At 71.4% G+C, this 26,330-nt stretch carries 21 protein-coding genes; 13 read left to right on the top strand and 8 right to left on the bottom strand.

What is annotated here, in order from left to right; translation table 11 throughout:
• The first annotated feature begins 54 nt into the window (after positions 1 to 54).
• Positions 55 to 756 carry a hypothetical protein gene (locus B1L11_RS29665; RefSeq protein ID WP_079318399.1) on the top strand — a complete coding sequence of 234 codons (702 nt, stop codon included), beginning with the start codon at positions 55 to 57 and terminating at the stop codon, positions 754 to 756.
• Here the strand turns inward: B1L11_RS29665 and B1L11_RS29660 are convergent.
• Together B1L11_RS29660 and B1L11_RS29655 are read right to left on the bottom strand one after the other, a co-directional pair.
• Positions 719 to 1,366: a tyrosine-type recombinase/integrase gene (locus tag B1L11_RS29660; RefSeq protein ID WP_256863008.1), complete on the bottom strand. Its 648-nt coding sequence runs from the start codon at positions 1,364 to 1,366 to the stop codon at positions 719 to 721. The two genes, B1L11_RS29665 and B1L11_RS29660, sit on opposite strands and share 38 nt — an antisense overlap.
• 50 nt (positions 1,367 to 1,416) lie before the next feature.
• Entirely contained in the window at positions 1,417 to 1,986 is a 570-nt protein-coding gene (locus B1L11_RS29655) for a TetR/AcrR family transcriptional regulator (protein ID WP_079318395.1), read from the bottom strand.
• Between the two features lie 79 nt (positions 1,987 to 2,065).
• Here B1L11_RS29655 and B1L11_RS29650 point away from each other — a divergent pair, with 79 nt between their 5' ends.
• Both B1L11_RS29650 and B1L11_RS47230 read left to right on the top strand, forming a co-directional pair.
• Entirely contained in the window at positions 2,066 to 3,499 is a 1,434-nt protein-coding gene (locus B1L11_RS29650) for an MFS transporter (protein WP_218671396.1), read from the top strand.
• Between the two features lie 23 nt (positions 3,500 to 3,522).
• Positions 3,523 to 3,660, top strand: a complete 138-nt coding sequence (locus tag B1L11_RS47230; RefSeq protein ID WP_179155384.1) for a hypothetical protein — start codon at positions 3,523 to 3,525, stop codon at positions 3,658 to 3,660.
• Here B1L11_RS47230 and B1L11_RS29645 read toward each other — a convergent pair.
• Complete coding sequence (locus B1L11_RS29645; RefSeq protein WP_079318391.1) at positions 3,657 to 4,025, bottom strand: hypothetical protein; 369 nt, start codon at positions 4,023 to 4,025, stop codon at positions 3,657 to 3,659. The genes B1L11_RS47230 and B1L11_RS29645 overlap by 4 nt on opposite strands.
• 354 nt (positions 4,026 to 4,379) lie before the next feature.
• On the opposite strand from B1L11_RS29645, the gene B1L11_RS29640 reads away from it, so the two are divergent.
• On the top strand, positions 4,380 to 5,744 hold the full coding sequence (locus B1L11_RS29640) for a PLP-dependent aminotransferase family protein (RefSeq protein WP_218671395.1): 1,365 nt from the start codon (positions 4,380 to 4,382) through the stop codon (positions 5,742 to 5,744).
• A gap of 43 nt (positions 5,745 to 5,787) precedes the next feature.
• Here the strand turns inward: B1L11_RS29640 and B1L11_RS29635 are convergent, their stop codons facing one another.
• From B1L11_RS29635 to B1L11_RS29625, 3 genes are all read right to left on the bottom strand, one after another.
• Positions 5,788 to 7,143, bottom strand: coding sequence for an FAD-binding oxidoreductase (locus tag B1L11_RS29635; protein ID WP_079318387.1), 1,356 nt, complete (start codon positions 7,141 to 7,143; stop codon positions 5,788 to 5,790).
• Between the two features lie 473 nt (positions 7,144 to 7,616).
• Entirely contained in the window at positions 7,617 to 7,955 is a 339-nt protein-coding gene (locus B1L11_RS29630) for a hypothetical protein (RefSeq protein WP_079318385.1), read from the bottom strand.
• A 9-nt stretch (positions 7,956 to 7,964) separates the two neighbouring features.
• The gene (locus B1L11_RS29625) at positions 7,965 to 8,408 is read right to left on the bottom strand and encodes a VOC family protein (RefSeq protein WP_079318383.1); all 444 of its coding nucleotides are present in this window, start codon (positions 8,406 to 8,408) and stop codon (positions 7,965 to 7,967) included.
• Positions 8,409 to 8,591: 183 nt separating this feature from the next.
• On the opposite strand from B1L11_RS29625, the gene B1L11_RS52285 reads away from it, so the two are divergent.
• From B1L11_RS52285 to B1L11_RS29595, 7 genes are all read left to right on the top strand, one after another.
• Entirely contained in the window at positions 8,592 to 8,945 is a 354-nt protein-coding gene (locus tag B1L11_RS52285) for a helix-turn-helix domain-containing protein (protein ID WP_306291724.1), read from the top strand.
• 209 nt (positions 8,946 to 9,154) lie between these two features.
• Entirely contained in the window at positions 9,155 to 10,702 is a 1,548-nt protein-coding gene (locus tag B1L11_RS29615; RefSeq protein ID WP_079318380.1) for a TIGR02677 family protein, read from the top strand.
• Positions 10,699 to 12,195 carry a DUF2398 family protein gene (locus B1L11_RS29610; protein WP_079318378.1) on the top strand — a complete coding sequence of 499 codons (1,497 nt, stop codon included), beginning with the start codon at positions 10,699 to 10,701 and terminating at the stop codon, positions 12,193 to 12,195. The genes B1L11_RS29615 and B1L11_RS29610 overlap by 4 nt, the downstream gene beginning before the upstream one ends.
• On the top strand, positions 12,192 to 16,568 hold the full coding sequence (locus B1L11_RS29605) for an SbcC/MukB-like Walker B domain-containing protein (RefSeq protein ID WP_079318376.1): 4,377 nt from the start codon (positions 12,192 to 12,194) through the stop codon (positions 16,566 to 16,568). The genes B1L11_RS29610 and B1L11_RS29605 overlap by 4 nt, the downstream gene beginning before the upstream one ends.
• The gene (locus tag B1L11_RS47225) at positions 16,565 to 16,735 is read left to right on the top strand and encodes a hypothetical protein (protein WP_179155383.1); all 171 of its coding nucleotides are present in this window, start codon (positions 16,565 to 16,567) and stop codon (positions 16,733 to 16,735) included. The genes B1L11_RS29605 and B1L11_RS47225 overlap by 4 nt, the downstream gene beginning before the upstream one ends.
• Positions 16,732 to 16,941, top strand: coding sequence for a DUF2399 domain-containing protein (locus B1L11_RS29600; protein WP_079318374.1), 210 nt, complete (start codon positions 16,732 to 16,734; stop codon positions 16,939 to 16,941). Before B1L11_RS47225 ends, B1L11_RS29600 begins: the two co-directional genes overlap by 4 nt.
• A gap of 59 nt (positions 16,942 to 17,000) precedes the next feature.
• Complete coding sequence (locus tag B1L11_RS29595) at positions 17,001 to 18,695, top strand: AMP-binding protein (RefSeq protein ID WP_079318429.1); 1,695 nt, start codon at positions 17,001 to 17,003, stop codon at positions 18,693 to 18,695.
• 46 nt (positions 18,696 to 18,741) lie between these two features.
• Here the strand turns inward: B1L11_RS29595 and B1L11_RS29590 are convergent, their stop codons facing one another.
• A complete protein-coding gene (locus B1L11_RS29590; RefSeq protein ID WP_143737643.1) occupies positions 18,742 to 21,090 on the bottom strand; it encodes an oxidoreductase in 2,349 nt (782 codons plus the stop codon).
• A 202-nt stretch (positions 21,091 to 21,292) separates the two neighbouring features.
• Between B1L11_RS29590 and B1L11_RS29585 the strand changes: the two genes are divergently transcribed.
• Positions 21,293 to 21,871: a TetR/AcrR family transcriptional regulator gene (locus B1L11_RS29585; protein WP_204052611.1), complete on the top strand. Its 579-nt coding sequence runs from the start codon at positions 21,293 to 21,295 to the stop codon at positions 21,869 to 21,871.
• A 67-nt stretch (positions 21,872 to 21,938) separates the two neighbouring features.
• Here the strand turns inward: B1L11_RS29585 and B1L11_RS29580 are convergent, their stop codons facing one another.
• The gene (locus B1L11_RS29580; RefSeq protein WP_218671394.1) at positions 21,939 to 25,541 is read right to left on the bottom strand and encodes a LamG-like jellyroll fold domain-containing protein; all 3,603 of its coding nucleotides are present in this window, start codon (positions 25,539 to 25,541) and stop codon (positions 21,939 to 21,941) included.
• Positions 25,542 to 25,823: 282 nt separating this feature from the next.
• On the opposite strand from B1L11_RS29580, the gene B1L11_RS29575 reads away from it, so the two are divergent.
• A partial coding sequence (locus B1L11_RS29575) for an extracellular solute-binding protein (RefSeq protein ID WP_143737642.1) occupies positions 25,824 to 26,330 on the top strand: 507 nt, incomplete at its 3' end.

Here is a 26,330-nt window from a genome sequence, read left to right as displayed (position 1 = left end):
TCGCCGAAGCGCACAAGTACTGAGACCAGTCGATCGGGGGTAAGGAGTTCCGCCATGCGTGCCCTCATCCGCCGGATCCTGCCGGCCGGCGTCATCGTGGTCATGACAGCCGGCTGTGTGGGTGAGGGCCCGCGGCTACTCCTCGACGAAGACCCCAAAATGGGCGAGACCGCCTCAATCGGTATCGTCCTGCCCGACACCGTGGCCCGTCGGCCCTACTCCCTGGGAGGGTGGGTGATGTGCCTTGATCGGCCGGGTTCGGTCACCATCGACAAGGTCGACCTGATCAGGCCGAGTGGCGGCATCGTCCTGCAGGCGTTCTCCTCCCGGCTGCAGAGCCGTACACGTGCCATGCTCGGCAACGCCGAGCAGCCTCTGACCGAGCTCGAATTCCCGGCGCGCAGTCCCGCCGTGACCACGCCCTGCAGCAACATGGACCACGACGGACTCCTCACGGAACTCGGCCTGCAGTACGGGAAGACCGGCGACCGCACAGCACGGGCCGAAGGCGTTCGCGTCACCTACACCTCCGCGGGCCGCAGCGCACCGTCGATCTCGACCTGGACGTGCAGCTGTGCGCTGCCGACGACATGGACACCAAGCAGTGCAGGGACATGTACAAGGAGCTCCGGAGCGAAAGCAAGGGCGACGAACAGCCGCCCTTGCGCCGTCCCGTTCGACCGCGCCTTTCCGCCCGATGAGATGCCCGGAAACATCTTCAGTGGAAATGGCGAGGGCCTCGCGCCGCGGAAGTAACCGTGCTGCGGCAGAAGACCGCCGGGGTCTGCGCATCGCGGGTGTGCCGATGAGCGGCGCTTACGCTCAGGGACCGATGTGATTTCCGATCCGGCGGGCAACGTCGGCGTGACAGGCGCGGTCGAGCCGTACGACGGGGAATGTCCGCGAGCGCCCGCTGGCTCGGCGTCGCGCCCCCAGCGCTGCCGGCCGGGACCGAGGGCTGGGCGAAGACGAGCACGACGATCAGCAGCGGGAGCGCAACCGCGGCGACGGCGGCGACCGCCGCCCAGCGCCATCCCGCGGCGACTGGCCGGTGCAGGAGCTGCGGGTCACGGGGTGTGCAACGCCGGTGCGGCTTGCATAACCGGTACCCGGCGCGGTTCAGGTAGAGCTTGAGGAGGGCGACGTAGTCGCGGTCATCCAGCAGGACGGTGCGGACAGTACCGCCCTTGCCGTGGCTGCGGACGTGCTCGTCGTCGGTGCGCAGGTCGAAGTCCTCGACGTTCAGGACACAGGCTTCGGCGGCGCGTGTCCCGCACCGGTAGATCGTCCCGAACAGCACCGGGTCACGCAGCCGGTCCAGGGGCACGTCCTTGCGCGGCCGCGGGGAGCAGATCGTGTTCAGCACCTTGGTGACGTCGGCGGGGTCGGCGGTGATCCACAGCGCGCCGGACTGGATCAGGCGAGCAACCGGTCGACCAACCCGTCGAGATAGTCAGGGGTGAGCGGGCCCGCGCCGAACAGGACGCGCATGTAGATCGGCGCCAGGAGATGGTCCAGCACTTCCAGTGCGTCGGGCGGGTCCTCGCCGCGGTCGCGGGCGCGGTCGAGCATGGCCTGCAACTGCCTGGTGCGGTCGGCCAGGAGCTCGTCGCGCGCCTGAAGGCCCTGCTGGCCCTCGCCGGACAGCGCGATGGTCAGCCGCACCAACGCCAGGCCGTCGGGTCCGGTGACCTCGCGGGCCACGATGGCGGCGTAGGTGCGCAGGTCGCCGGCCAGGCTGCCGGTGTCGGGCATCGGCGCCTGCGCGTTGAGCCGGGTCAGCAGCACATCGCCGAGCAGGGCTTGGAGGTTGCCCCACCGGCGGTAGACGCTGGTGTCGGCCACGCCCGCGCGGGCCGCGATGTCGCCGACGGTGAAGTTTCCGTAGCCGCGCTCGCTGACCAGGTCGGTAACGGCCTGGTGCACTGCCGCGCGGACCCGGGCGCTGCGCCCGCCGGGCCGCCTGCCCCGCTCCTGCTCCTCCATACCCTCACCTTAACGCAGTCCAGACTTGCGTTAGAGTCTCCCTAAACGCAGTCTTCAACTGCTTTTAGGAAGGATGTACGTGAAAGGGTTGCTCACCCTGACCTGCGCAGGTCAGTTCATGGTGCTGCTCGACAACACGATCGTCGGCGCCGCCCTGCCCGACATGCAGGAGCGGCTTCACACCGGGCTGACCGGCCTGCAGTGGATCGTCGACGCCTACGTGCTGCTGGTGGCCATGCTGCTGCTGTCGGGCGGCGTCTTCGCCGACCGGTTCGGCCGCAGGCGGGTGTTCCTGGCCGGGGTGGTGGTGTTCACGGCCGCGTCGGTGGTGTGTTCGCTCGCGCCCTCGATCGGCTGGCTGATCGCCGGGCGGGTGCTGCAGGGCGTCGGGGCCGCGGCGCTGAGCCCCGCCTCACTGGCGCTGCTCGCCGCCGCGTATCCCGCCCCGAGGGAGCGCGTCAAAGCGATCGGGTTGTGGGCCGGGTTCAGTGGCATCGGCCTGGCCGCCGGACCGCTGGCGGGCGGGATCCTGGCGGAGTCCTTCGGCTGGCCCGCCATCTTCCTGGTCAACGTGCCCATCGGGGCGGTCCTGCTGCTGGCCGGGCTGCGTGTGCTGGGGGAGTCCCGCAACCCTAGCGCACCGCCGATCGACGTCCCCGGCACGGTCCTGTCCGTCGCGGGCGTGGGCGCCGTGACCTACGGCCTGATCGAGGGCGGTTCCCGAGGCTGGACCTCGCCGGTGATCCTGGGCAGCTTCGCCACCGGGCTGGTGTTCCTGGCCGCGTTCGTCGTGGTCGAGGGTCGTGTGCCGACGCCGATGCTGCCGCTGCGGTTGTTTCGTCAGCGGCTGTTCACGGCGTCCAACACGGCGATGGTCGTGGTCGGGTTCGCGCTGATGGGGTCGTCGTTCTTCTTCTCCCAGTTCTTCGTCTACGTCCAGGGCACTTCGATCCTGGTCGCCGGCCTGCGGACCCTGCCCACCTCGCTGGCCATGGTGATCGTCAGCCCGTACGCGGGCCGGTTCGCGGCCAGGTACGGCTTCCGCGTCGTCGTCAGCATCGGCCTGGCCCTGGCCGGGCTGGGGCTGCTGGCGCTGGGCTTCGTCCAGGCCGATACCGGCTACGGGAACGTGTGGTGGCGGCTGGCGGTCGTCGGTATCGGGTTCGCTCTCACCATGTCGCCGCTGACCGGGGCCGCCATCCAGGCGGTCAGCCCGCAGGAGGGCGGCCTCGCCTCGGGCGTCAGCAGCACCACCCGGCAGATCGGCGCGGTGCTCGGCGTGGCGGTGCTCGGGGCGATCGTCCATACGCGGGAGTCCGGCGGCGCCTCCTTCGAATCCGGCCTCAACAGCGCCTTCCTCGCGGCGGGTGCCGTGACGCTGGCCTGCGCCGTATTCACCGGCCTGTGGCTGACCGCCTCCCGGACGCCGAGGGGCGTCCGGGTCGAACAGTCAGGAGGCCAAGCAGTCAGTGAGCCGCCGCTGACAGCTCCTCCCAGTCTGCCCACGTCTTGAGCCGCTCCGGAGGATTCCTCTCCGTGCTCGTCGCGGCGGACGTGGTCAGGCTCGGCCGCGCCGTCACCGCGCTCGCGGACGCCCAGGTATGGGAGCGGAGGTTCTCGGAAGGATCCAGGCGCGCGACGCCGACGGCACGGCCCGGCTGGTCGCTCAGCTAGGAGCGGCGCGGGTCATATTTCTGGAACTCGACCAGGCGAACGTCGCTCTGCGGCAACAGGGGCACCCCGCTGCTGGAGTCCAGCACCACCCGGCGGCCCAAGCGCTCGCGTAGCGTGACGCAGATCCGGTCCGTCTTCCCCATATCGGTGCAGACCTCCGCGTTGTCGTCGCGCCGGACGTCGACGTCCACGACCACTGCCTCGGGCGTCTCGCGGACACGCGAGCCGTACGTCGTGTCGCAAGTGCCATGCATGTAACTCAACTGGAGCTCAGTCGGCGTGCGCACCTCGTAGGTGTGCACCTCTTGGATCCCGTCGTCCAGGGGCCGGGGCGGTCCGCCCATCACGGCCGGGTCCACCGCCACCCGCCGGTACCTGCACGTCCCCCCGGCTGCTGGGCATCGTGGCCTCGCCCCGCGCCACTGCGATCACGCGCAGTGGCCGGCAGCCCTCGGCCGGGCACTTCTCGTCGACGATGGACTTGGGCTTGCTGAGCCCGGCGTAGGCGACTGTGGCGGTCAGCACCGGCACGCTTAGCGTGCTCTCATCGGCCCAGCGCAGCTTGGCCGGGCCGGGCACCTCGGCGGGGAGCTCGGTCTCCGGTCACTCGGCCTGGCAGGAATTGGTACACGCCAGTAAGGTCCGGTCCTGTGGGGCGGTCGAGAACCAATTCCGCGCCGGCCGAGGACCTGCTCATCAAGCTGGACCGCGACGCCGGGGTGCCGCTGCACCGGCAGATCGAGACGTCCATCCGCGCAGGCATCCGGGCCGGCCTGCTGCGAGCGGGCGCGTCGCTACCACCCACCCGCACCCTCGCGACAGGCCTCGGGGTTTCCCGTGGGGTCGTGGTGGAGGCCTATCAGCAGCTCGTCGCCGAGGGCTACCTCGTCAGCCGATCGGGCGGTTACACCCAGGTCGCCGCGTCGATGCCGCCGGCCGACGCGGGCTCCGCGGCTTCGACGGCGCAGCCGACCGCGCGCAGTGCCGGCTTCACCGTCGACTTCGGGTACGGGCGCACCGACGTTTCACAATTCCCGAGGGCCGCATGGCTGCGCTCGGTCCGAACCGTGCTCACCACCACGCCCAACGACCGGTTCGCCTACCTCGACGGGCGTGGCGTACCGGAACTGCACGAGACCCTGTGCGACTACCTCAACCGGGTGCGCGGCACATCTGCCCTCCCCGGCAACGTGGTGATCTGCAACGGCTATGGGCAGGGCATCTCGCTGTTGATCCAGGTGCTCGTCCAGCACGGTGCCAGGCGGATCGCCCTGGAAGACCCGTCGTCCAACGACGATGCCCGAGTCCTGGCCGGCGCCGCCGGTCTGGACGTGGTCGGCATCCCGGTGGGGCCGGACGGCGTTCAGGTCGATGCGCTCCAACGGGCCGACGCCGACGCGGTTGTGCTCACGCCATCGCACCAGTGGCCCACCGGGGGAGTCCTGTCGGCCGCGGCGCGGGTCGAGGTGATCCGCTGGGCGAAACGCCGCGGCGCGATCGTGATTGAGGACGATTACGACGCGGAGTACCGCTACGACCGGTCGCCGGTGGGCGCCATGCAGGGCCTGGCTCCCGATCGTGTCGTCTACTGCGGTACGGCCAGCAAGACGCTCGCGCCGGGGTTGCGGCTCGGCTGGCTGGTAGTGCCTCCCCATCTGGTCGCTGACGTCGCCGCGGCAAAGGTTCTCGCCGACCGCGGTTCGCCGGTCATCGACCAGTTGACGTTCGCCGACTTCCTCGCACGCGGCGAGTTCGACCGCCACCTGCGCCGGATGCGTCCGCTGTACCGCCGCCGCCGCGACGCACTGCTGGGCGCCCTGCGCACCCACCTGCCCGATCTGGAACCGGCGGGAATCGCCGCCGGGCAGCATGTGGTCGCCTGGCTCCCGCCCGACCTCGACGAGGCGGCGGTGGTGACGGCCGCCGCCCGGCACGGGCTCGCCATCCACGGCGTCGGCCCATACCGGATCGCCGACACCGGACCGGGCGGCCTCATCTTTGGCTACGCCACTCTCGGAGAGGCCGCCATCGCCGAGGGGGTCGCGCTGCTGGCGAGGGCCATCCGGGACGTACGGGGACCCTGATCCCGCGCAGGCGCTCCGCCGGGGCACATCCAGGACATGCGCATCAGCATGCCGGGCGGATGTTCTGGTTCAGATGGAACACGTTGGCCGGGTCGTACGCGGTCTTCACCGCCGTCAGCCGGGCCAGCTTCGCGGCCGAATACGCCCGCCGTACGCCGCGCTGCCCATCGGCCAGCTCGTCGGCCGTCAACGAGTTGACGTACACCCCACTCGCGTACGGCTCGAGCGAGGCACCGGCGGCGCGGGTGGCATTCATCCTGGCGTCGTCCTCGGCCGGGTCGGTCCAGCGAGAGCCGGCACCGAACTCGAACATCGTGCCGCGGTGACTGAACGCCGCGTCTGCTTCCGGAACATCGGCGATCGCGCCGCCGTGTGCCTGCAGGCCGACGCTCGGCAGGTCCAGGCTCGCGCTCAGGTCCGCGCCGCCGCGCAGCAGGAACGCCTCGATCGCCGCGGTGGGAAAGTTCCGCAGGTAGTGCCCCGTGGAATAGCGGCGGTAGGCGTGACCGCCGGTGGAGTCGTCACGTTGCTGAAGTTCGAGGTACGACGGAGTGGTGACGCGGGAGGCGACGGGGCGCCCGAGCGCCCGCATCGCGGGGAGCAGCCGGCGGCCCTCGGCCGGGTCGCCGACCCACACGAACCCCAGCGTGGCGATCGGGCCGGCGGGACTGCTGGCGACACTGGCGGTGAACGTCGCCTGCCGGGGCGCGACGGCGTTCAAGTCGCGCCAGCCCTCGATGATCGGGACGGCGTCCTCGGCGCGGAAGTCGAACTCGGCGACCAGCGTCCGCGTGCCGATGTGATGCAACTGGAACTCGAACTCGGTGACGATGCCGAAGTTGCCACCACCGCCGCGCAGGCCCCAGAACAGGTCGGGGTTCTCGATGCGGCTCGCGGTCACCACGTCCCCCTCGGCGGTGACCATCGTGTAGGAGACGACGTTGTCGCAGGCCAGGCCGTACTGGCGGGCCAGCCAGCCCATGCCGCCGCCGAGCGTGAGCCCGCCGACGCCGGTGTGTGAGACGTTGCCGGCGGTGGTGGCCATGCCGTACGCCTGGGACGCCCGGTCCAGCGCGCCGAGCAGCGCGCCGCCCTGCACCCAGGCCCGGCGACGGGCCGGGTCGACCCGCACGCCGCCCATGGGCGTCAGGTCGATCATGAGACCACCGTCAGGTACGGCGAAGCCGGCGGCGTTGTGGCCACCGCAGCGCACGCCGATCTCGAGGTCCAGTTCGCGGGCCAGCCGCACGGCGGCGACCACGTCGGCGACGCCCGCCGCGCGGACGATCATGCGTGGACGCCGGTCGATCATGGCGTTCCAGACGGTACGGGCGGTGTCGTAGCCGGCGTCGCCAGGCGTGAGGAGCCGGCCGTCGAAGCGGGCCGCTGTCGTTGTCATGCCACTTAGCCTGACCGGAATCGGTACGCTCGATAAGGTCCGATTCTGTAGGCGAATTGAGGACCAATTCGGAGGAGTACGGGAGGACGATCAACATTCAGGCGGGTCCGGGCCTACAGTGCGTGCGCGACTCAATGTCGAGGCCGACGTAGGCGGGTCGGCTGGCGTCACTGGCGGGTTCAGGTCCGCGTGAGTTTGATGAAGTCGGCCCAGCACCAGTTCGCCGCGTCGGTTCGGCCAGGGCGCGTACGGGCTGCCGCTGGAGTTCGGTCAGCTCCTCGAACACAGGCAGCGGACGAAGGACGCCAAGCCCCCGCCGACGTGCTCGCCAAGCTCTTCTATCGGCGTGGAGATGACATCAAGATCGAGTTACACCGTTGATTCGACAGACCCCGTCCTGGTACTCCAAGGGCCGCCTGCCGCGAGATGTACGCCGGGATCGGATAGACGCTGATTGCCCTGGCCGGGATCGCTTATACGGGGAGGGCGTCTCCGGGGAAGCCGTGGCACGGGTGAACCTCGCAGCGCATCATTCCGGTTCGGACGCAGGGGTCCCCGGCCATGATCTCGGCGGCTTCTTCGGCCGGTACGGTCATGATCGCGATGCCGGCCACGGTGTCGGAGGCGACCGGGCACAGGATCGCGATCACCCCCTCAGCGCGCAGCGATACCATGCGTCGCTGGTGTTCGAGTTCGATTGCGTCCGCGCCGTCCATGGTCCGCTCCGGCCCCCACTGAAGGAGCGCCAGGCTGTAGGGCTTCGCGGTCGCGGCCAGAGCCCGAATCTGTTCGTCGGTCACGATCGTGCTCATGATGTCTCCTTACTTCTCGATGCGCTCGGCCAGCGAGACGATGATTCCTTCGGGCCCGCGGACGTAGGCCATCCGCCACACGCCTTCGTATTCGCCGATGCCTCCCACCAGGCCATAGCCGTCGGCTGCGGCGTGGTCGACTGCGGCTTGGAGGTCGTGCACCTCGAAGGCGACGTTGCGCAGGCCCAGCTCGTTGGCCGGCGCGGCAGGCGAACCCGGGAGGTGGTCCGGTCGCGTGAAGCTCGAGAGCTCCAGCGTCGTACCTCCGCCGGGCGCTCGCAGCATGACGATCTCGGTGCGGGCGCCGGTCATGCCGATCACCGTGTCCAGGAACTCGCCTTCGACGGCCATCTTCCGATCGGCCTCCAGGCCGAGGCTGACGAAGAACGCCGTCACGGCATCGAGGTCGGCGACGGTGATGCCGACGTGGTCGAAGCGCCTTATGAATGTCATCGGATCCCTTTCGAGGTTTCTTTAAGAGACGCCGAGAAAGGTAGCAGCCGAGGTTCCCTCAGGGAACCCCAATTGCTAGATTGCTGCCATGCAGCGAACGCGGTTCGGGGAGATGGCGTGTTCCATCGCGCGTACCTTGGACGTGATCGGTGAGCCCTGGTCGCCGCTGATCCTGCGCGACGTGTGGGCCGGGGTGTGCCGCTTCGACCACATCCAGGCGACCTGGGGATCTCCCGCAAGGTACTCACCGAGCGGCTCAACCACCTGGTCGAACAGGGTGTGCTCGAGCGGCTGCCCTACGATGCCCGCCCCCGGTACGAGTACCACCTCACCGACAAGGGTGCCGATCTCGTCGAGATGCTCATGGTGATGGCCCGGTGGGGTGACCGCTGGCTCGCCGGCGAGGCCGGGCCTCCCGTCCTGTACCGTCACCATGCCTGCGGGCAGATCGGCCACGTCGACCCACGCTGCAGTCACTGCGGAGAGCCGATGCACGCCGACGACGTCGACCTCCTCCCAGGCCCGGGTTCGGCCTGATGACCCAAAGGTCGTGACGCCGGCTTCCACTCGTGATCTTCGATCGGAGCCGTTGTTTGGCGAGCTGAGGCCGCCGGCCCCCTGCCCCGCGCAGGTCGCAACTGTCGGTGCCCTCCAATACGGTCTTCTCGGCACGCGGAGCCCCGCCCGCCCTTGGCGGTGGGCGGGACTCCGCGATCGGGGGTGTGTGACACGGATTGGGGGACCGGATGGCGGACCGCAGGGCGCTGGACCTCGACTCGCTGGCGATCAGCGATCGGTTCAGGCTGTTCAACTTCACCACCGGGCGCGAAGATCCTGTGGCCTTCCTCTGGGTCCTGCGGGCGATGGACCGGCTGCGTGAGGTGCACCGGGTCCAGGTGGACGCCGGGGAGGTGCAGGCGGCCCTGAACGAACTCGCCCGGCTCCACGACGAGGTCCCGACGTTCGACGGCAAGCTGCGCGACCGGCTGGACGCCCTGTACGAGGACGGGGTGGTGCACCGGTTCGACGACGCGTCCCGGGCCGGCAACCTGGTCCGCTACCGCAACAGGCAGTCGGTCTACCAGTTCAGCGAGCTCGGTTACTGGGCGTACACCTCGGTCGAGGGACTGCTGGCGGCCCGGATCCAGGACGCGAACCTGTCGCGGCTGGTCTTCTCCGACATCCTGGAGGACCTCAAGGCGCTCGCGGCGGCCAATCGCGCGGGGGAGGGTGAGCAGGTCTACCGGCGGCTGTCCCGGCTGGACTCGGTGATGGAGGACATGGGGCGCCGCTCCGCGCACTTCCACGTGACGCTCGGCGAGATCATCCGGTCCACCGACGCCTCTCCCGAGACGTTCCTGCGCTACAAGAACGCCCTGCTGACGCACATGTCCGAGTTCATGGCGGAGCTCGACCGCTATCTGCCCCGCCTGGCCACGGCCGTACGGGACGTGGAGGCGAGCGGCCTGGCCTCCCTGCTCGACCGCGCGGCGGCCGCGGACGAGCGGCCCTTCATGGATCGGGACGAGCGGCTGGAGGACTGGCGCCGCCGCTGGTCCGTCCTGCGGGCGTGGTTCGCCCCCCAGGGCTCGCAGGAATCCCGCGCCGGTGAGCTGCGCAACGCCACGCGCATCGCGGTGTCGGGCGTGATCGCGTTGCTGCGGCAGATCTCGGAGGCGCAGCGCGGCGGCGTCAACCGGGCCACCCAGCTGCGGCATCTGGCCGAGTGGGTCTGGAACGCGCCGGACGAGGGCGCCGCCCACGCGCTGATGGGCGCGGCGTTCAACCTGCGGACCGCGCGGCACCTGGGCGCCGCCCACGAGGACACCGAACAGATCTCGCCCAGGGCGACCTGGTGGGACGCGCCGGGGGTGGAGGTGTCGGTCACGCTCTTCCGCAGCGGTAAGGCGCCCACCCCGGGCGTGCCGACGCCGGTGCGCGGCAACTCCGGTGCGCGCGCGGCGCTGCGCCGCGAGCAGGCCGCGGAACGCGCGGCCGAGCGCGAGGCCGCCGGCCACCTGACGGAGCTGGGCGCGCACGGGCGGGTGCTCGACGAGTCGGAGACCCGGATCCTGCTGAAACTGATGACGCGGGCGCTGGAGGGACGCACGGTCGTCGCCGGCCGCCTGAAGAGAGGCTCCGGCGCCAACGACGCCGTGATGATCCGGCTCGTGCCGTGCGACACCGGAAGCGCCGTGCGCACCGCGCAGGGACTGCTCCATCTGCCCGGGTTCCGGGTCGAGCTCGCCGGGCGGACGCAGGGGACAGGTTCGAATACAGGGGGTGCCAGGTGACGAGTTCTCGCCTCCGGGTCGCCGTCGGCGTCCCCGCCGCCGACCTCGGCTCCTACCAGCAGGCGGTCCGCCGCGTGCTGACCTGCGACCTGATCACCAAGGAGCGGCCGCGGCCCGGCGTGCTCGACCAGGTGCTGCGCTGGGCCGACGAGATGGCGCGCGACTTCCGGGAGTTGCTCGGCTACACGTTGATCGCCACGACCCACCACGTACGGCTGGTCCGCCGCCTCGACGTCCTGGACGACACGCAGCGATCGATCTTCTCCCGCAAGGGCAAGCCGTTCGACCGCCGCAGGATGGCCTACCTGTGCCTGGTCCTCGGGTCCTTCCAGCGCTCCCGCATCGAGATCAGCCTGGCGGACCTGGTGCGGATCTTCACGCCGCTGGCCAACTCCATCGACGGCCTCGGCTTCGACCCCGCGATCGGTTCGCACAAGGCCGCCATCGTCGACGTGCTGGGCTGGCTGGTCGACCGCGGCGCGCTCCGGCTGTCCGACGGCAGCCTGGAGTGGTGGGCGCGCGACTCCGAGCGCGGTGACGCGCTGTACGACATCGACCACGACATCTGCGCGGTGCTGTTCAAACCGGCCAGGCCCGTCCAGCACCTCACCAGCGCGGCCGGCCTGGTGCACGAGCCGCCGCACTCGAACCCGGCACGCAGGGCGCGGCGGCTGCTCGTCGAGTTCCCCGTGGTGTACTACGCGGACGTCGAGCCCGAGGTGGCCGACGCGCTGCGCGCCCCGGGTCTCGCCGAGGACCTCGTCCGGTTCACCGGCCTGGTCCTGGAACGGCGCGCGGAGGGCGTCATGCTCGCCGACCCGGGCGGCGTCTTCACCGACCGGCCGTTCCCGGGCAGGGGAAACGCGGTGAGCCGGGCGGCCGGGCTCCTGCTGGCGAAGATCGCCGACCTGCTTGAGGACCCCGAGCACGTGCCGGAGCCGCTGCCCGTGCCCGCGCTCGCCGACGACCAGGCCGACCTCGTCGCACGGATGGACGCGGGGCTGCCCCGCGACGGCATCGTCGCCGAGCTCGCCTGGTCTCCGCCCGAGTCCGAGCCGTCCCCCGACGATCGGCCCGCACCCGCCGAGGCGCCGTTCGTGGAGCGCACTCGCCTCGAGACGATGACGACCGAGTTATACGACGAGTTCGGGGCGGCCTCGTTCACCACCACCTGGCAGCAGGACCCCCGGGGGCTGCTCGACGCCGTCATCGGCTTCCTCGCGGACCTGATGCTGCTCAGGCCGGTGCCCGGCGGCGTGCTCGTCCTGCCCGCCGCGCTGCGCTACCGCAACATCCGGGCCGCCCTGCCCACACGGACCTCGGGCGGCCAGCTGTCGCTGGTGGCGCTGCCGGAGCCGGCCACGCCGAAGGAGCCGCCACCCCAGGATCCGGCACCCCAGGATCCGGCACCCCAGGATCCGGCACCCCAGGATCCGAAACCACAGGATCCGCGCATGCAGGAGGTTTCGTCCACGCAGGAGGAGGAGCGATGACACCGCCGCCCGACCGGTTCCAGCCCACCAGAGCCGGTGTGATCAACGTCTGGGACTACGTGGACGAGGAGTTCGCCTTCGCCGACGGGCGCCTGGTCCTGCGCGGGCACAACGGCTCGGGCAAGACCAAGGCGCTGGAGGTGCTCTTCCCGTTCATCCTCGACGGCGTTGCGGACGCCCGGCGGCTCGACCCGTTCAGCGGCGAGAACCGCACGATGAAGTCCAACCTGCTTTATCGGGGGCAGGAGGCCGAGTACGGCTACGTGTGGATGGAGTTCGCCCGGCGGGAGATCGGGGCGGAGCCCGCCGAGACCGACGAGACCGTCACCCTCATCATCGGCATCCGCGCGCACCGGCACAGGGACGGGGTGCGGACCTCGTTCTTCGTCACCGACAAGCGCCTCGGCGTCGACTTCGGGCTGCTGGCGCCCGACTCCCGGCCGCTCACCGAGCGGCAGCTCAAGGCCGTCCTCGGGCCGGACGCCCACAGCGAGACCGCCACGCAGTACCGGGACGCGGTGGACGCCCGGCTGTTCGGGCTGGGCAGGGAGCGCTACACCCAGCTCCTCGACCTGCTGCTGGCGCTGCGCCGCCCCCTGCTGGCCAAGGACCTCGACCCCGACAAGGTCTCGGCCACGCTCACCTCGGGTCTGAGCCCCATCGACGAGGAGCTCGTCGACCAGGCGGCCCGCGACTTCGAGAACCTGGCGGCGGTCCAGAAGCAGTTCGACGACTTCGCCGTCGCCGACGCGGCCGTACGGGCGTTCCTCACCGACTACGTCGCGTACCTCCGCACCCACACGAAGGCCCGGCTCGCCCGCATCCAGACGGAGACGGACGGCGCGGTGGAGCACGCCCGCACGCTCGTGCGCGCCGAGGAGGCGCGGAAGAGGGCCGCGGCCGCACGGGAGGCCGCCTCGGAGGCGGCCACCGCCGCCGAGGCCGAGCGGGAAGGGCTGGAGCGCCGCCTCACCGCGTTGCGCGCGGACGACGCCTACCGCGCGCGGAGCGAGCTGGACCTGCGCCGTCGTCAGATCGCCAAGACCGGCGAGGAGATCGAACGGGAGCGCGCCCGGCTGGCGGACGGCGCCGACCACCTGACCGCCCTGGAAGGCGAGGCGGGCGAACTCGCGGAGCGGCTGGAGGGCGCACGCGCGGCGATCGTCCGTCACGCCACCGACCTCGCCGACGCGGCGGAACGGGCCGGCGTCTCCCACGACGGAGACGGCCCGGCCGACACCGGGGAGGACCTGCTCACGACGGCGAGGGCACGTGCCACCGCCCGCCGGGACGACGTCGCGAAGGTCCGCGACGAGATCGCCAGAGTGTCCGGGGCGGAGCGGGACCGCCTGCGGGCGGAGACCGACCTGGAGAAGGCGGACAGGGACGTAGAGGAACGGGAATCGCGGTGCGAGGCCGCCGACGCCGCGCTGGCGACGGCACGCCGCCTCGCGCGGGAGGCGCTCGACGCCTGGGCCGCCCGCTGGGCCCGCTCGTCGGAGCCCTCAGGAGATGTGCTCCCGGCAGACCCGCACCTGGAGGACGGGCATCTGGAGGACGGGCGCCCGGAGGACGACGAGGCGGTGGCCGGGCCCGCCGACGTGGAGGCGCTGGCGGAGGCCCTCGCCCACGCCGGCGACGCCGGGGCGCCGTCCCTGGCCGAGGTCTACAGCGTGCGGACCGAGGAACGGCGGACGGAGGCGGCCAGGTCCGCCGAGCGCCTGTCCGCCCGGGTGCGCGACCTCGCCGCCGGCCTCGTCCGCCTGCGCCGCGAGCGGGAGGAGATCGCGGCGGAACGCGACGAGGCGCCGCCGCACGACGACCGCCGGACCGCGGACCGCGACGGACGCCCGGGGGCGCCCCTGTGGCGGCTCGTCCGGTTCGCCGACGACCTCGACGAGAAGGAGGCGGCCGGCCTCGAAGGCGCTCTGTACGGCGCGGGACTGCTGACCGCCTGGGTGCACCCGGAGGCACGGCACACCCGCGACGCCGTCGAGGTCCTGGAATCCGACGGTTACCTGCTCCCGCTCCCCGAGGAGAGCCGCCCGACCGGCCGTACGCTCGCCGACGTCCTCGTGCCGGAGGAGCAGGACCTGGTGCCGGCGGCGGTCGTCGCGGACGTGCTGCGGTCGGTCGCGGTCTCCGACACGATCACGCCCTGCCGGGATCAGCAGGGCGGACCGGCGCCGACGGTGACCGGCCGGGCCCAGTTCGCCTTCGGGCTTCTCCTCGGCGCCCGGCCCAAGCCGTCGCCCGAGTACATCGGCGCCACGAACCGGGCCAACCGCCGCGCGGCCAGGCTCGCCGAGTATGACGAGATGATCGGCGAGACCAGCCGGGCGCACGAGGACGCCGAGCGCGACCTGGCGCGCGCGAACCGCCGGCTGGAGGACTTCGCCCGGGCCCGGCGGGAGCTCCCGCCCGCCACGGCGGTCGTCGAAGCCGTCACCCGCGTGTCGCAGGAGTCCGCGCTGCTGGCCCAGGCGCGGTCGGCGCTCGCGGACCGCCGCCGCGACCTCGACGCCGCGGTGGCCCAGGTCGACGCGGCGCGCCGGCGGCTGCGGCAGGTCGCGGCGGAAAGGAGCATGCCCGTCGCCGAACAGGAGGTCGACGCGGTCGCGCGGGCCGTCGACGACTTCCTCACGATGGCGCAGCGGCTGCACGACGGCCGCGAGCGGGCCGCGTCCGAGGAGCGGGACCTCGCGTCCCGCCAGGCCGCGATCGCCCGGCAGCGCGAGCGGCACGACGCGGACTCCCGCGCTCTGGAGGACAAGGAGCGGGAGCACCGGGCCGACGCCGAGGAGCTCAGGGCGGGCGAGGAGGCACTCGACGCGCCGCTGCGCGAGGTGCTCGCCCAGATCGATGAGGCCGAGCGCCGCCTCGCCGAGGTCCGCGGGCGGTGCGAGGAGCACGCCGCCACGGCGGCACGGGAGAACGAGGCGCTGATCGTCGCCCAGGCCGACCTCAGGCACGGCCAGGCCTCCCTCGGCCAGGCGCTCGGGCACCTCTTCGAGCACGTCGCGGCGTTCGGGCCGTACGCGCATCTGGAGCTGCGCCCGCTGCTCGGCGTCACCGCCGTGACGCCGTGGCCCGCCCACGTCGGCTGGCCCGAACCGGCGGAGGCGGCCGCGGCGGTGGCCGCGGAGCTGTCCGCCCGCTCCAGTGGACCGCCGCCGGATCCCGCCGCCCTGGTCGGCCGGGTGCTGCCGGGAGACGTGGCCGCGCTGCTTGACGCCTTCGCCGCGGAGATGGCCGACATCCGCGTGCCCGGGGAGAGCGCGCTCAAGAACGCCGCGAGCCGGCTGTCGGCCTCGCTGCGGACCTTCCAGGACGCACTCGACGGCTGCGCCGAGGACTACCGGCTGGAGCACGACCCCGCCGGCGTCGTCATGGTCTACGTCAGTGACGAGGGCGGCCGCAATCCGGTCGCGGCGTTCGCCCGGCGGGTGGCGGACCGCGTCCAGGAGCAGGGGATGCTGCTGGAGGAGCGGGAGCGGACGGTGCTGGAGGACGAGTTGCTCACCGCGCTCGCCCAGCAGGTGCACGACCGGGTCCGCACCGCACGCGACCTGGTGCGGGGGATGAACGAGGACACCCGGTCACGGCCCATGTCGTCCGGCACCAGGATCGGCATCCGATGGGGGCGCTCCGACCGGCTGAACGACCGGCAGGTCGCGGTCTCGCGGCTCCTCGACCGGGATGCGCATGGGCTCGGCGCGGCCGGGCTGGGCGAGCTGCGCGGCCTGCTGCGGGAGATGATCCGCGACTACCGGGCCGCCCATCCGCGTGCCACGTACAAGCAGGCCCTGGCCGACGTGCTCGACTACCGCACCTGGTACGGCTTCGAGCTGGTGCTCGCCGTGCCGGGGGAGAAGGAGGTGAAGCTCACCCGGGCCAAGCACGAGGAGATGTCCGGCGGGGAGAAGTCGGCGGCCATCCACCTCCCGCTGTTCGCCGCCGCCAACGCCCTCTACTCGTCCGCCAAGCCCACGTGCCCGCGGATGATCGCCCTGGACGAGGCGTTCGCCGGCATCGACGACCGGTACAAGCCCGAGCTGCTGGGCCTGACCGTGAAGTTCGGCCTCGACCTGTTCATGACCGGCCACGATCTGTGGGTCCATTTCGACACCGTGCCGATGGCCGCGCACTACGACATGCACCACGACAAGAGCGCCCATGCGGTGTCGGCGATGCTGATGCTCTGGGACGGCGCCCAGACGATTGACGCCGACGCCGGTTTCTCCGGCAACGAGGAGCTGGCCGAGACGCTGCTCGGCTTCAGGCCGAGTCGCCGGGCCCCCGCCCTCACCGAAGGCACCCTCCTCGCTACGGAGGATCACGAGAAGGTCGTGGACATGGAGGAAGAGGAATGACCGACCCTGAGGCGGTGAAGCGCTACCACGCACCGGAGTACCAGCGCCTGCTCCGCGCCGCGCGGCGCCGCCTGGAGAACAACGGCGGCACGCCGTTCCAGGTCACGCTCCACCAGCTCAGCACCGTGCCGTCGCGCGGCGTCATGGCGCGGAGCTCTGGCATATGACCGCAGCCGACTACCTCGCCGGTCTGACCGGCGCTGCGAAAGCCGATGACGGGGACGCCGGTGACGGTGAGGGGCGTGTCGCGCTCACCGGACGGCCGGTGCCCACGCCCTGGGATCCCGCCCTCGCGGACGCGATGCGCGAGCAGGGGAGCCCGGTCTACGAGGAGGCCGTCGCCGACTCCCTGTTGGCGGATCTGCGGGGGTGACATCGCGCGAGGGACGGTCGTACGTTGACCTCCGTGGCCTGCGCGACGAAGGAGTCACCGTGAGCGAGACGACCAGCACCCACGTCTTCAGGGAAGCCCGCGACCTGCTGCTGCGCTTGAGGGAGGAGCCCGAGCGGGCGGCACGCGAGTTCGCCTGGCCGGTCTTCGGCGACAGGTTCAACTGGGCCACGGACTGGTTCGACGCGATCGCCCGGGGAAACAACCGTACGGCGCTGTGGATCGTGGAGGAGGACGGCTCCGAGCGGCGCTACTCCTTCGACGAGATGGCCCGCCGCTCCGATCAGGTGGCGGCCTGGCTGGCCGCCCAGGGGGTCGGCAAGGGCGATCACGTGCTGCTGATGCTCGGCAACCAGGTCGAGCTGTGGGAGTCGATGCTGGCCGTGATAAAGCTCGGCGCGGTGATCATGCCGGCGACCACCGCCCTGGGCGCGGCGGACCTCGCCGACCGGGTGGCGCGGGGACGTGTCCGGCACGTCATCGCCAACGCGGCCGACACGCACAAGTTCGACGGCGTGCCGGGAGAGTACGGCCGCGTCTGCGTGGGCGAGGCGGCCGGGTGGCTCCGGTACGGCGACGCCTACGCGACGCCGGAGCCGGATCCGTTCGAGGCCCGGACCTCCCCCGGCGACCCGCTTCTGCTGTACTTCACCTCGGGGACGACGAGCAGGCCCAAGCTCGTGCGGCACACCCAGGTGTCCTACCCGGTCGGGCACCTGACGACGATGTACTTCATCGGGGTGCGGCCAGGCGACGTCCACCTCAACATCAGCTCGCCCGGCTGGGCCAAGCACGCCTGGAGTTGCTTCTTCGCGCCCTGGAACGCCGAGGCGACGGTGTTCGTGCACAACTACTCCCGCTTCGACGCCGCCGCCCTGCTCGGGCAGATCCGCCGCGCGGGGGTCACCACGTTCTGCGCGCCGCCCACGGTCTGGCGGATGCTCATCCAGGCCGACCTCGGGGACGGGCCGGGCAGTCTGCGTGAGGCGGTCGCCGCGGGGGAGCCGCTGAATCCCGAGGTCATCGCCCAGGTGGAGCGGGCGTGGGGGCTGACGGTCCGCGACGGCTACGGCCAGACCGAGACGACCGCGCTGATCGCCAACACGCCCGGCGCGCCCGTGAAGGCCGGATCGATGGGCCGCCCCCTCCCCGGCGTCCCGGTCGTGGTCATCGATCCGGTGACCGGGCGGCCGGCGGACGAGGGTGAGATCTGCCTCGACCTCGCCGCCCGCCCGGTCAACCTGATGACCGGCTACCTGGACGGCGAGGAGGGAGCCATGTCCGGGGGCCTGTACCACACCGGCGACGTCGCGGTCCGCGACGCCGACGGCTCGATCACCTTCGTGGGACGCACCGACGACGTGTTCAAGGCGTCCGACTACAAGATCTCGCCGTTCGAGCTGGAGAGCGTGCTCATCGAGCACCCCGCCGTGGCCGAGGCGGCGGTCGTGCCCGCCCCCGACCCGATCCGCCTCGCCGTGCCCAAGGCGTACGTGGTGCCGGCCGCGGGCTGGGAGCCGAACCGGGAGACCGCCGCGGCCATCCTGCGGCACGCCCGCGAGAGGCTCGCGCCCTATCAGCGCGTGCGCCGGATCGAGTTCGCCGAGCTGCCCAAGACCATCTCGGGGAAGATCCGCCGGGTCGAGCTGCGAGCCAGGGAGAGCGACGCGGCGGAGGCCGGCGCCCCGCCGTCCGGGGAGTGGCGGGACGACCAGTTCCCCGAGCTGCGGGGCTGACCGGTCCGCCCCTCTGGCCGACCGCCCGGAAGCGGGGCCGGGGCCGTCACCGCGCACCGTGCGCGAGGAGGCGGGCGACCGGCTCCTCGGTCAGCCCCACGACGCCGTCGAAGTCCGTCGAACGGCTGACGGCGGCCCACCGCTCGGCTTCGGCGGCGCGAGCGCGGGACGCCTGCTCGGCCATGCGCAGCGCGTCGGAGCCGAGCAGCAGCCGCAGCGGCGGCTCGTCCACGTCGACCAGCCCGGCGATCACCCTGGCCGCGCGCCGGGGGTCGCCCGGCTGGGCGCCGTCCACCGCGCGCCGGTAGGCGTTGATGCGGCCGACGGTCTGCTCGTAGTCCGCCCCCACCGGCGGGATGCGCATCGACGAGCCACCCCAGTCCGTACGGAACCCGCCGGGCTCGACGATGACCACGGTGATCCCGAGCGGCCTGACCTCGCTGTTCAGCACCTCGGAGAACCCCTCGACGGCGAACTTGGCCGCCTGGTAGGCGCCGAGCCCCGGCGTGCCCCCGACCCGGCCGCCGACGGAGCCGATCTGCAGGATGTGACCGGACCGCTGCGCGCGCATCACCGGGAGCGCGGCCCTGGTCATGGTGACGACGCCGAACAGGTTGGTCTCGAACTGCGCCCGGAAGTCCTCGTCGGAGGTCCCCTCGATGGGCGAGGAGTTCGCGTAGCCCGCGTTGTTCACGAGAACGTCCAGCGAGCCGAACTCCTTGACGGCCAGCCGTACGGCCCGCTGCGCCGCCGTGGCGTCGGTGACGTCCAGCGCGACGGCGCGCGCCCGGTCGCCGTGGGCGCGGACGAGGTCGTCCAGCCCTTCCGGCCGGCGGGCGGTGGCCACGAGGCGGTCGCCGCGTTCGAGCACCTCGCGGGCCAGCGCGCGTCCCAGGCCCCGGGACGCGCCGGTGATGAGCCATGTCCTCTGCATGATGTGTTGTCTCCTTTGGGTGATGTGTTCAGCGCGCCGCGCCCGCCGGGACCCGCTCGGCGCCTCGGCGGCGGGCGCTGTACGGCGGCGCGCCCCCGGGACCAGCAGTGCCACGGTGACGGTGGCCGCCAGGGTCACGGCCAGCACCAGGAAGGCGGTGGTGAAGCCCGACTCGTACGGCAGGCCGTCGGCGCGCAGGTGGCCGGTGACGATGGAGCTGACGACGGCGGTGCCGACGGACCCGCCGATGGTGCGGATGTTGGTGTTCATGCCTCCGGCGACGGCGGTCTGGCCGGCCGGCACGCTCTGCACGATCAGGTTGGTCATCGAGGCGTAGGCCAGGCCGAGGCCGAGCCCGAACACCGCCGTGGCGGCGGCGAGCTGCCACGGCCGGTCGTGCCAGAGGGCGACGCCGGCGCTCGCCAGCGCGCCGAGCGCGCACCCCCACACGAGCTGGGCCTTGACCCCGGCGACGCGGGAGATGGGGCCGCTCACCGTGCCGGCGACGGCCATCGTGACGAGCATGGGCAGCATCAGCAGCCCTGCCTCGGTCACGCTCGATCCGAAGCCGTAGCCCGTCACGGCCGCCGGCATCTGCACGAACAGCGGCAGGAAGGCGTACGAGGCGAACATGCCCGCGCCGAACAGCAGCGCGACCAGGTTGGTCGTCCACACGGCCGGAAGCCGCATCATGCGCATGTCGATCAGCGGATCGCGCGAGCGCAGCTCGACCGCGATCCATGCGGCGAACAGCACCACGGCGGCGGCGAGCGGCGCGATCACGGCGGCCGAACCCCAGCCCCAGGAGGTCGCCATGCTGAGCGGGACCAGCAGCGCCACCAGCCATCCGGACAGCAGCGCCGCGGCCGCCCAGTTGACCCGGCCGGGCGTGCGCACCGGGGACCGGGGAACGTGGCGGTACGCCAGGAACGCGGTGGCGACGACGATGATCGCTGGGATCCAGAACAGCCAGCGCCAGCCGAGGGCGTCGACGATCGGGCCGGCGAGCACGATGCCGACGCCGCCGCCGACGGCGATGACCGCGGACAGGACGCCGACGACCGAGGGGACCCGCGAGGCGGGGAACTCGTCACGGACGATCCCGAACGAGACGGGGAACACGGCCCCGCCCAGCCCTTGGACGACCCGGCCGGCGATCAGCACCCCCACGTTGGGGGCGATGGCGGCGACGAGGCAGCCGAGCGCGATGGCGGCCAGCGCGACGAGCAGCGTGCGGTCCTTGCCGATCATGTCGGCGATCCTGCCCATGAGGGGAGTCGCGACGGAGGCGGACAGCAGCCAGGCGGTGAGCACCCAGGTCACCGTGCTCTGGCCGGTGTGCAGGTCGTGCTGGATGGTGGACAGCACCGGGCTGACCAGGGACTGCAGCATGGAGAACGAGGCCGTGGCGGCTGCCAGCGCGAGGAAGGTCAGCCGTTGCGGCGAGGTGGTACGTGACATCGACATCCTTCGACAGGAGGAACGGGCGCGACGAGGCGCGCCGGTGACGCCGTCCCCGGGCACGAGGACGGCGCGTAGTGAAGACGACGATCAGGGCGGCGTTGACAGGGAAGACACGAACGCGGATGCCCGCCTGCTAAAGTCGAGGCGTGCCTCCACATTAGCGGAGGTATGCCTCCGGTACAACCTGGGGAGGATCCCGGTGAACGAGAAGGCGGCCGAAGGCCCCCGGACGAGGGTGCGACGCCCCCAGCGCGCCGACGCGCGGCGCAACTTCGACGCGCTGCTCGCCGCCGCGCGCGAGGCCTTCGCCGAACACGGCACGCAGGCCTCGCTGGAGGACATCGCCCGGCGCGCCGGGGTCGGCATCGGTACGCTCTACCGCAACTTCCCCACCCGTCAGGACCTGTTCGACAGCGTCTACCTGGACGAGATCGACGAACTGTGCAGTGCCGCGGCGCAGGTCGCGGCCCTGCCGCCGTGGGAGGCGCTGGCCGCCTGGCTGCGCCGGTTCGTGGACTACGCGGCCACCAAGCGGGCCATCTACGAGGCGCTCAACCGCGACTCGGAGATGATGCGCTCCAGCCGGACCGCGATGTACGAGGCGGGGGAGCCGCTGTTCGACCGGGCGCGCGAGGCCGGGGAGGTTCGCGGCGACGTGACCTTCGACGACGTCCTGCGGATGATCTCCGGCATCACCGGGGGCGGGTTCGTCGACGACGACCAGCGCGAGCGGGTGCTGGGCATGGCCCTCGACGGCCTCCGGGCCCGCCCGGCCTGAATACCGGTGGAGAAACAGGAATGCCGGGCGGGGCCGACGGCCCCGCCCGGCTGACGTGCCCGGTGTGTCACCTGGCGATGGGTGTCACCGCGATCTTGTCGATGATCGGGGCGTACTTCGATCGGAGCAGGATGTCCGGGAAGGCGTCGGAGATGTAGGTGTCGCCGTCGAAGTTCGGCAGTTCTCGTGAGGCGAAGGCGACGGTGTTGGCTCCCTTCCTGAGCTGGACGGGGATGGTCAGCTCCCAGAAGTTGTCGGCGTGGAACGAGTGGGGGAACCAGGCCCGCTGCGGGGCGGCGCCGTTGACGGAGATCTCGGCGTGGCGGGCCAGCGGGTCGGGGTTGTAGTGGGAGGCGGGGGACTGCTCGGGGTTGGAGTAGCGGACCGTCAGCGCGTACGTCCCGCTCTTGGGGGCGGTGACGTCGAAGGTCAGGGTGCCGGCGGTGCCGGGGGCGCCGCCGGGGGCGCCGCCGATGTCGGTGACGGCCTTACCGCCGCTCGCCAGCGGATAGGCGGCCACCTTGGCGGCGCCGGCGACGTCGGCGGACTCGGCCTCGTACCAGGTCGGCGTGAGCGCGCCCTCGGTCTTCCGGACCCGCAGCCGGTCCAGCCGCACCCTGCCCGTCCGCGCGGTGTAGGTGATCTTGTTGACGCCGCCGGACAGGAACGCCTTGATCTCGGAGGACCCGGACGGCTCGGCGATGTCCTGCTCGTTGACGGTCAGCGTGCCCTTGCCGCCGCCATGCAGGTCGACACCCACCGTGGACTCGCCGTCGCCGGGTGAGTAGACCCAGAACGTCGCCGACTGTCCCTTGCGCAGTTCGGCCACGCCGGAGCCGGACACCTTCTTCTCGCCGTAGTCGGTGCGCGCGCCGTCCAGCGTGGCGTGCTCGGCCTCGTAGATCGCCTCGCTCGCGGCGGGGTTGGCGAGGGACAGGTCGATCTTGTCGACGATCGCGTCTCCCTTGGTGGCGCGGGCGCCGTCGAGGCTCCTGGCGGCCAGGGTGATCGTGTGCTCCCCCTTGGACAGGGTGACCTTCGTGTCGGTGTGGTCCCAGACCACCCACTTGTACCCCAGCGGAAGGTGGAGCTCCTGCTCGTCCTTGCCGTCGACCCGGAGGAAGACGTTGGTCGGGCCCTGCTCCTGGACCGCGCCGTAGGTGTTCAGCGAGTTCGCGAAGACCGACAGGTCGTATGTGCCGTCCTGCGGCACCGACACGGTGAAGTTCAGCGTGACGTCGGAGCCGGTGCGCAGCCCGCCGACGTCGTAGCCGCCGGAGGTGTAGAACTTGCCGACGTCGGACGGGGTCCCCTCGGGACCGTTCCTGCTGTACCCGGCGCCGGTGTGGCCGGCGTCCTCCGCCTCGTACGCGGCCTGCCAGAGCGTGGTCGCCGGAGTGCCGGAGGCGGCGTGGTCGCCGGGGGTGAGGATGATCTGGTAGGCCGACGACTCCTTCAGCGCGGGCAGCACGGACCCGAACTCGAAGGTCACCGCGCCGTCCGTCACCTTCCGGTTCAGCTCGGCGACGACGCGGGGCTGCGCTGAGTCGCCGATCTGGCCGGTCCACGGGATCTCCTGGACCAGCGCGTGCACGGTGTCGCCGAACAGCCCGGTGTCGACGTTGTCGAAGTGGATTCCGACGAGGCCGGACGCGCCGCCGAACAGCGTACGGGCCTGCGCCTTGGCCTTGTCGAGCGTCGCGACGCCCTGCAGCGTGTAGCTGACGTTCGGCCGCGGCGGGGTGACCTTGACGGTGTTGCCGGTCATCTGGCCGTAGGCGTTCAGCAGCCACCACTGGCCGTTGCCGCGGTTCGCCTGCACGGCCGAGTCGGACAGGTTGCCGTCGATGTTCCAGTACGCGATGTCGGCGTCGACCTTCGACTCCTCGATCGCCGAGGCCCACTGGATCATCTGGCCGGGCACCGAGGTGTGGTAGTTGAAGGCGTACTCGTCGAGGTTGATCGGGAGCCGCCTGCCTTCGTACGGGGTGCCCGTGAAGATGGCCTGCTCCCACTGGCGGTATTTCGCCACGTTGGTGCGGATGCGGGCGGGGTCGCCCAGCTCGTGCCAGGTCATGACCTCGGGGACGGTGCCCGCCTGCACGGCGTGCCGCAGGAAGCCCTGCACCTGGTCGTACAGGACGCTGGTGTTGGGGCCCGCGATCCTGGCCTTCGGCATCTTGCCCTTGATCAGGGCGTTGACCTCGTCCCAGGCCTTGAAGTAGTACTGGGGGTCGCTCAGCCAACTGATCTTGTTGTAGCTCCACGTGCCGGTGCCGAACATGTTGCCCTCGGGCTCGTTGAACGGCACGAAGACGATGTGGTCCTGATATTTCGGGTCGAGCTTGAGGACCTGGTCGACCTGCTTGGCGATCTTGGCCTTGAAGTCGTTCAGCCTGGCCCCGGGCGTGTCGCCGGGCCACTGGTAGGGGAAGCCGCGGTAGATGTCGGTCATGTAGATGTACACGTCGCCGCCAGTGCTGTCGGCGAGCGGCTTGACCACCTCCAGCGCGTCGGCGCCGGGGTGCTGGGGGCCGTCCTGGGCCTTCGTCGCGACCGTGCGCAGCCGCATGCCCTCCAGGAGGTTGGAGGTCGGCACGCCCTCGCCGTACACGCCGTACAGGGTGCCGGACGCGCCGCCGTGGAAGGCGCCGGTCTCGGTGCCGAGATCGATGACCAGATCGTTGGCGACGACCTTGACCGTGGCCTCGACCGTGGTCCCGTACGCGGTGCCCTTGACCGTGAACCGGCCCGGCTTGGCGTAACTTGCCGGGTCGACCGCCTCCCAGCTGACCGGCACGCCCCGGCGGATGCCGTCGGAGAACTGCGCGTCGACGGTCGCGGGCAGTGCCGGCGCGGTGCCCGGGTAGGTGGTGATCTCGAAGGAGGTCTGGTCGACCTTGCTGAGAGTGGCCTTGTGGTCTCCGGCGAGCTCCGCGACCTGCTCGGCGTTCAAGGCGGCGTCGTAGACGCGGAAGTCGTCCAGGTCTCCGGCCAGGAACGGGTGTCCGCCCCAGAACGCCTTGCCCAGGAAGCCGGAGGTGCTGTTGCGGTCGGAGTGCATCACCGCGGCCAGGTCGATCTGGGCGGTGGTGCTCCCGATGGCCACGCCGTTCACGTAGTAGGTGAGGGTCCTGCCGTCGATCGTGGTGACGAGGTTGACCCACTGCCCGGTGGGCAGCTTCTGCGCGCCAGGCACCCCCACCTCGGCGCTGCCGTTGACCGGCTTGATGGACGACCTCGTGGTGGCGTCGCCTGCGTAGGACGGCGTGACGAACGTGGCGGTCGCGGCGTCCTTGCCGAGGTTGTAGACCCACTGGAAGTCGGCGCCGCCAGCCCACTTCAGCCACGTGGAGACGGTCATGGCGTGGCGGTCGCGGAACAGGCCGTTCGGGATCGTCACGTAGGGGGCGGTCGCCGAGCCGGTCGGCCCGCCGGGCAGCGAGAGGGCCTGCGTGCCGTCGGGACCCGCGGCGGCCTTGGCCGCGCCCGGGTTGGCCAGGGCCCCGTCGAGGCCGGACGGGGAGCGGTCCTCGATGACGCCGCTCGACAGGTCGCCTTCGAAGTCGTAGTGGAGGACGAGGGCCGGCACGCCGGCGCCGAGGGCTGGTGAGGCGGTCAGGGGAATCGCGGTCGTGACGAGGGCGGCGGCGAGAACGGCGTGAGGCACGCGTCTGCGCGCTCGCCCGGACAAGGGTACGGCCATGCGCTGTCCCATTCGGGGGGGAGTCGAGTGGTGGATCGAATCGATTCGCCGAATCGATTCGACTGGACGATAAGCGCACCCTCGCGAGGGGGTCAAGTGCGCCGTCCGCAACATCTCCGCAACTCCTGCCCGCAGCCCATTGACGCATATGACGGGCCCGGCCTATCGTCGGCGAACCGATTCGGCGAATCGGTTCGACTCTCGTCGGGAAACAGGCGCGTAACGCTGTCAGCGGAGGTCACGTCAATGAGAACAGGGTCAAGCGGCCGGCGTGCGACCGGCATGGGTGTGGCGGTGCTGGCCGCTGCCGCAGGACTCGCCGCGTGCTCGTCACCGTCCGGCGGCGCCGGCTCGGCGAGTTCGAGCCAGGCCGCCGGGGGCGGGACCTACACGATCTGGGACCCCTACCCCCAGTACGACAAGAGCTCCGAATGGGTGAAGTTGCTGGAGGCGTGCGGCACCCAGGCGGGAGTGAAGGTCGAGCGGACCGGCTACGACACCAGCGACCTCACCAACAAGGCGCTGCTTGCGGCGCAGCAGGGCAACTCGCCGGACGTGCTGATCGTGGACAACCCGGTGGTCTCGACGCTGGCCGAGGCCGGCGTGCTGACGACGACCGAGGAGAACAAGCTCGACGTCTCGTCGATCGCGCCGAACCTGCTCGCGGCGGGCCAGTTCGGCGGCAAGACGTACGGGGTCCCGATCGGGGCCAACACCCTCGCCCTGTACTACAACAAGGAGGTGCTGAAGAAG

It is taken from the genome of Microbispora sp. GKU 823, from assembly GCF_002027145.1.
In the GTDB taxonomy this organism is placed as follows: domain Bacteria; phylum Actinomycetota; class Actinomycetes; order Streptosporangiales; family Streptosporangiaceae; genus Microbispora; species Microbispora siamensis.
The sequence above is the reverse complement of the archived record's forward strand: the minus strand, read 5'-3'. Positions and strand labels throughout refer to the sequence as shown.

Coding starts and splice junctions, on each gene's coding strand:
- B1L11_RS29665 (WP_079318399.1), top strand. CDS start 55: ATGCGTGCCCTCATCCGCCGGATCCTGCCGGCCGGCGTCATCGTGGTC.
- B1L11_RS29655 (WP_079318395.1), bottom strand. CDS start 1,986: ATGGAGGAGCAGGAGCGGGGCAGGCGGCCCGGCGGGCGCAGCGCCCGG.
- B1L11_RS29635 (WP_079318387.1), bottom strand. CDS start 7,143: ATGACAACGACAGCGGCCCGCTTCGACGGCCGGCTCCTCACGCCTGGC.
- B1L11_RS29630 (WP_079318385.1), bottom strand. CDS start 7,955: ATGAGCACGATCGTGACCGACGAACAGATTCGGGCTCTGGCCGCGACC.
- B1L11_RS29625 (WP_079318383.1), bottom strand. CDS start 8,408: ATGACATTCATAAGGCGCTTCGACCACGTCGGCATCACCGTCGCCGAC.
- B1L11_RS29615 (WP_079318380.1), top strand. CDS start 9,155: ATGGCGGACCGCAGGGCGCTGGACCTCGACTCGCTGGCGATCAGCGAT.
- B1L11_RS29605 (WP_079318376.1), top strand. CDS start 12,192: ATGACACCGCCGCCCGACCGGTTCCAGCCCACCAGAGCCGGTGTGATC.
- B1L11_RS47225 (WP_179155383.1), top strand. CDS start 16,565: ATGACCGACCCTGAGGCGGTGAAGCGCTACCACGCACCGGAGTACCAG.
- B1L11_RS29600 (WP_079318374.1), top strand. CDS start 16,732: ATGACCGCAGCCGACTACCTCGCCGGTCTGACCGGCGCTGCGAAAGCC.
- B1L11_RS29590 (WP_143737643.1), bottom strand. CDS start 21,090: ATGTCACGTACCACCTCGCCGCAACGGCTGACCTTCCTCGCGCTGGCA.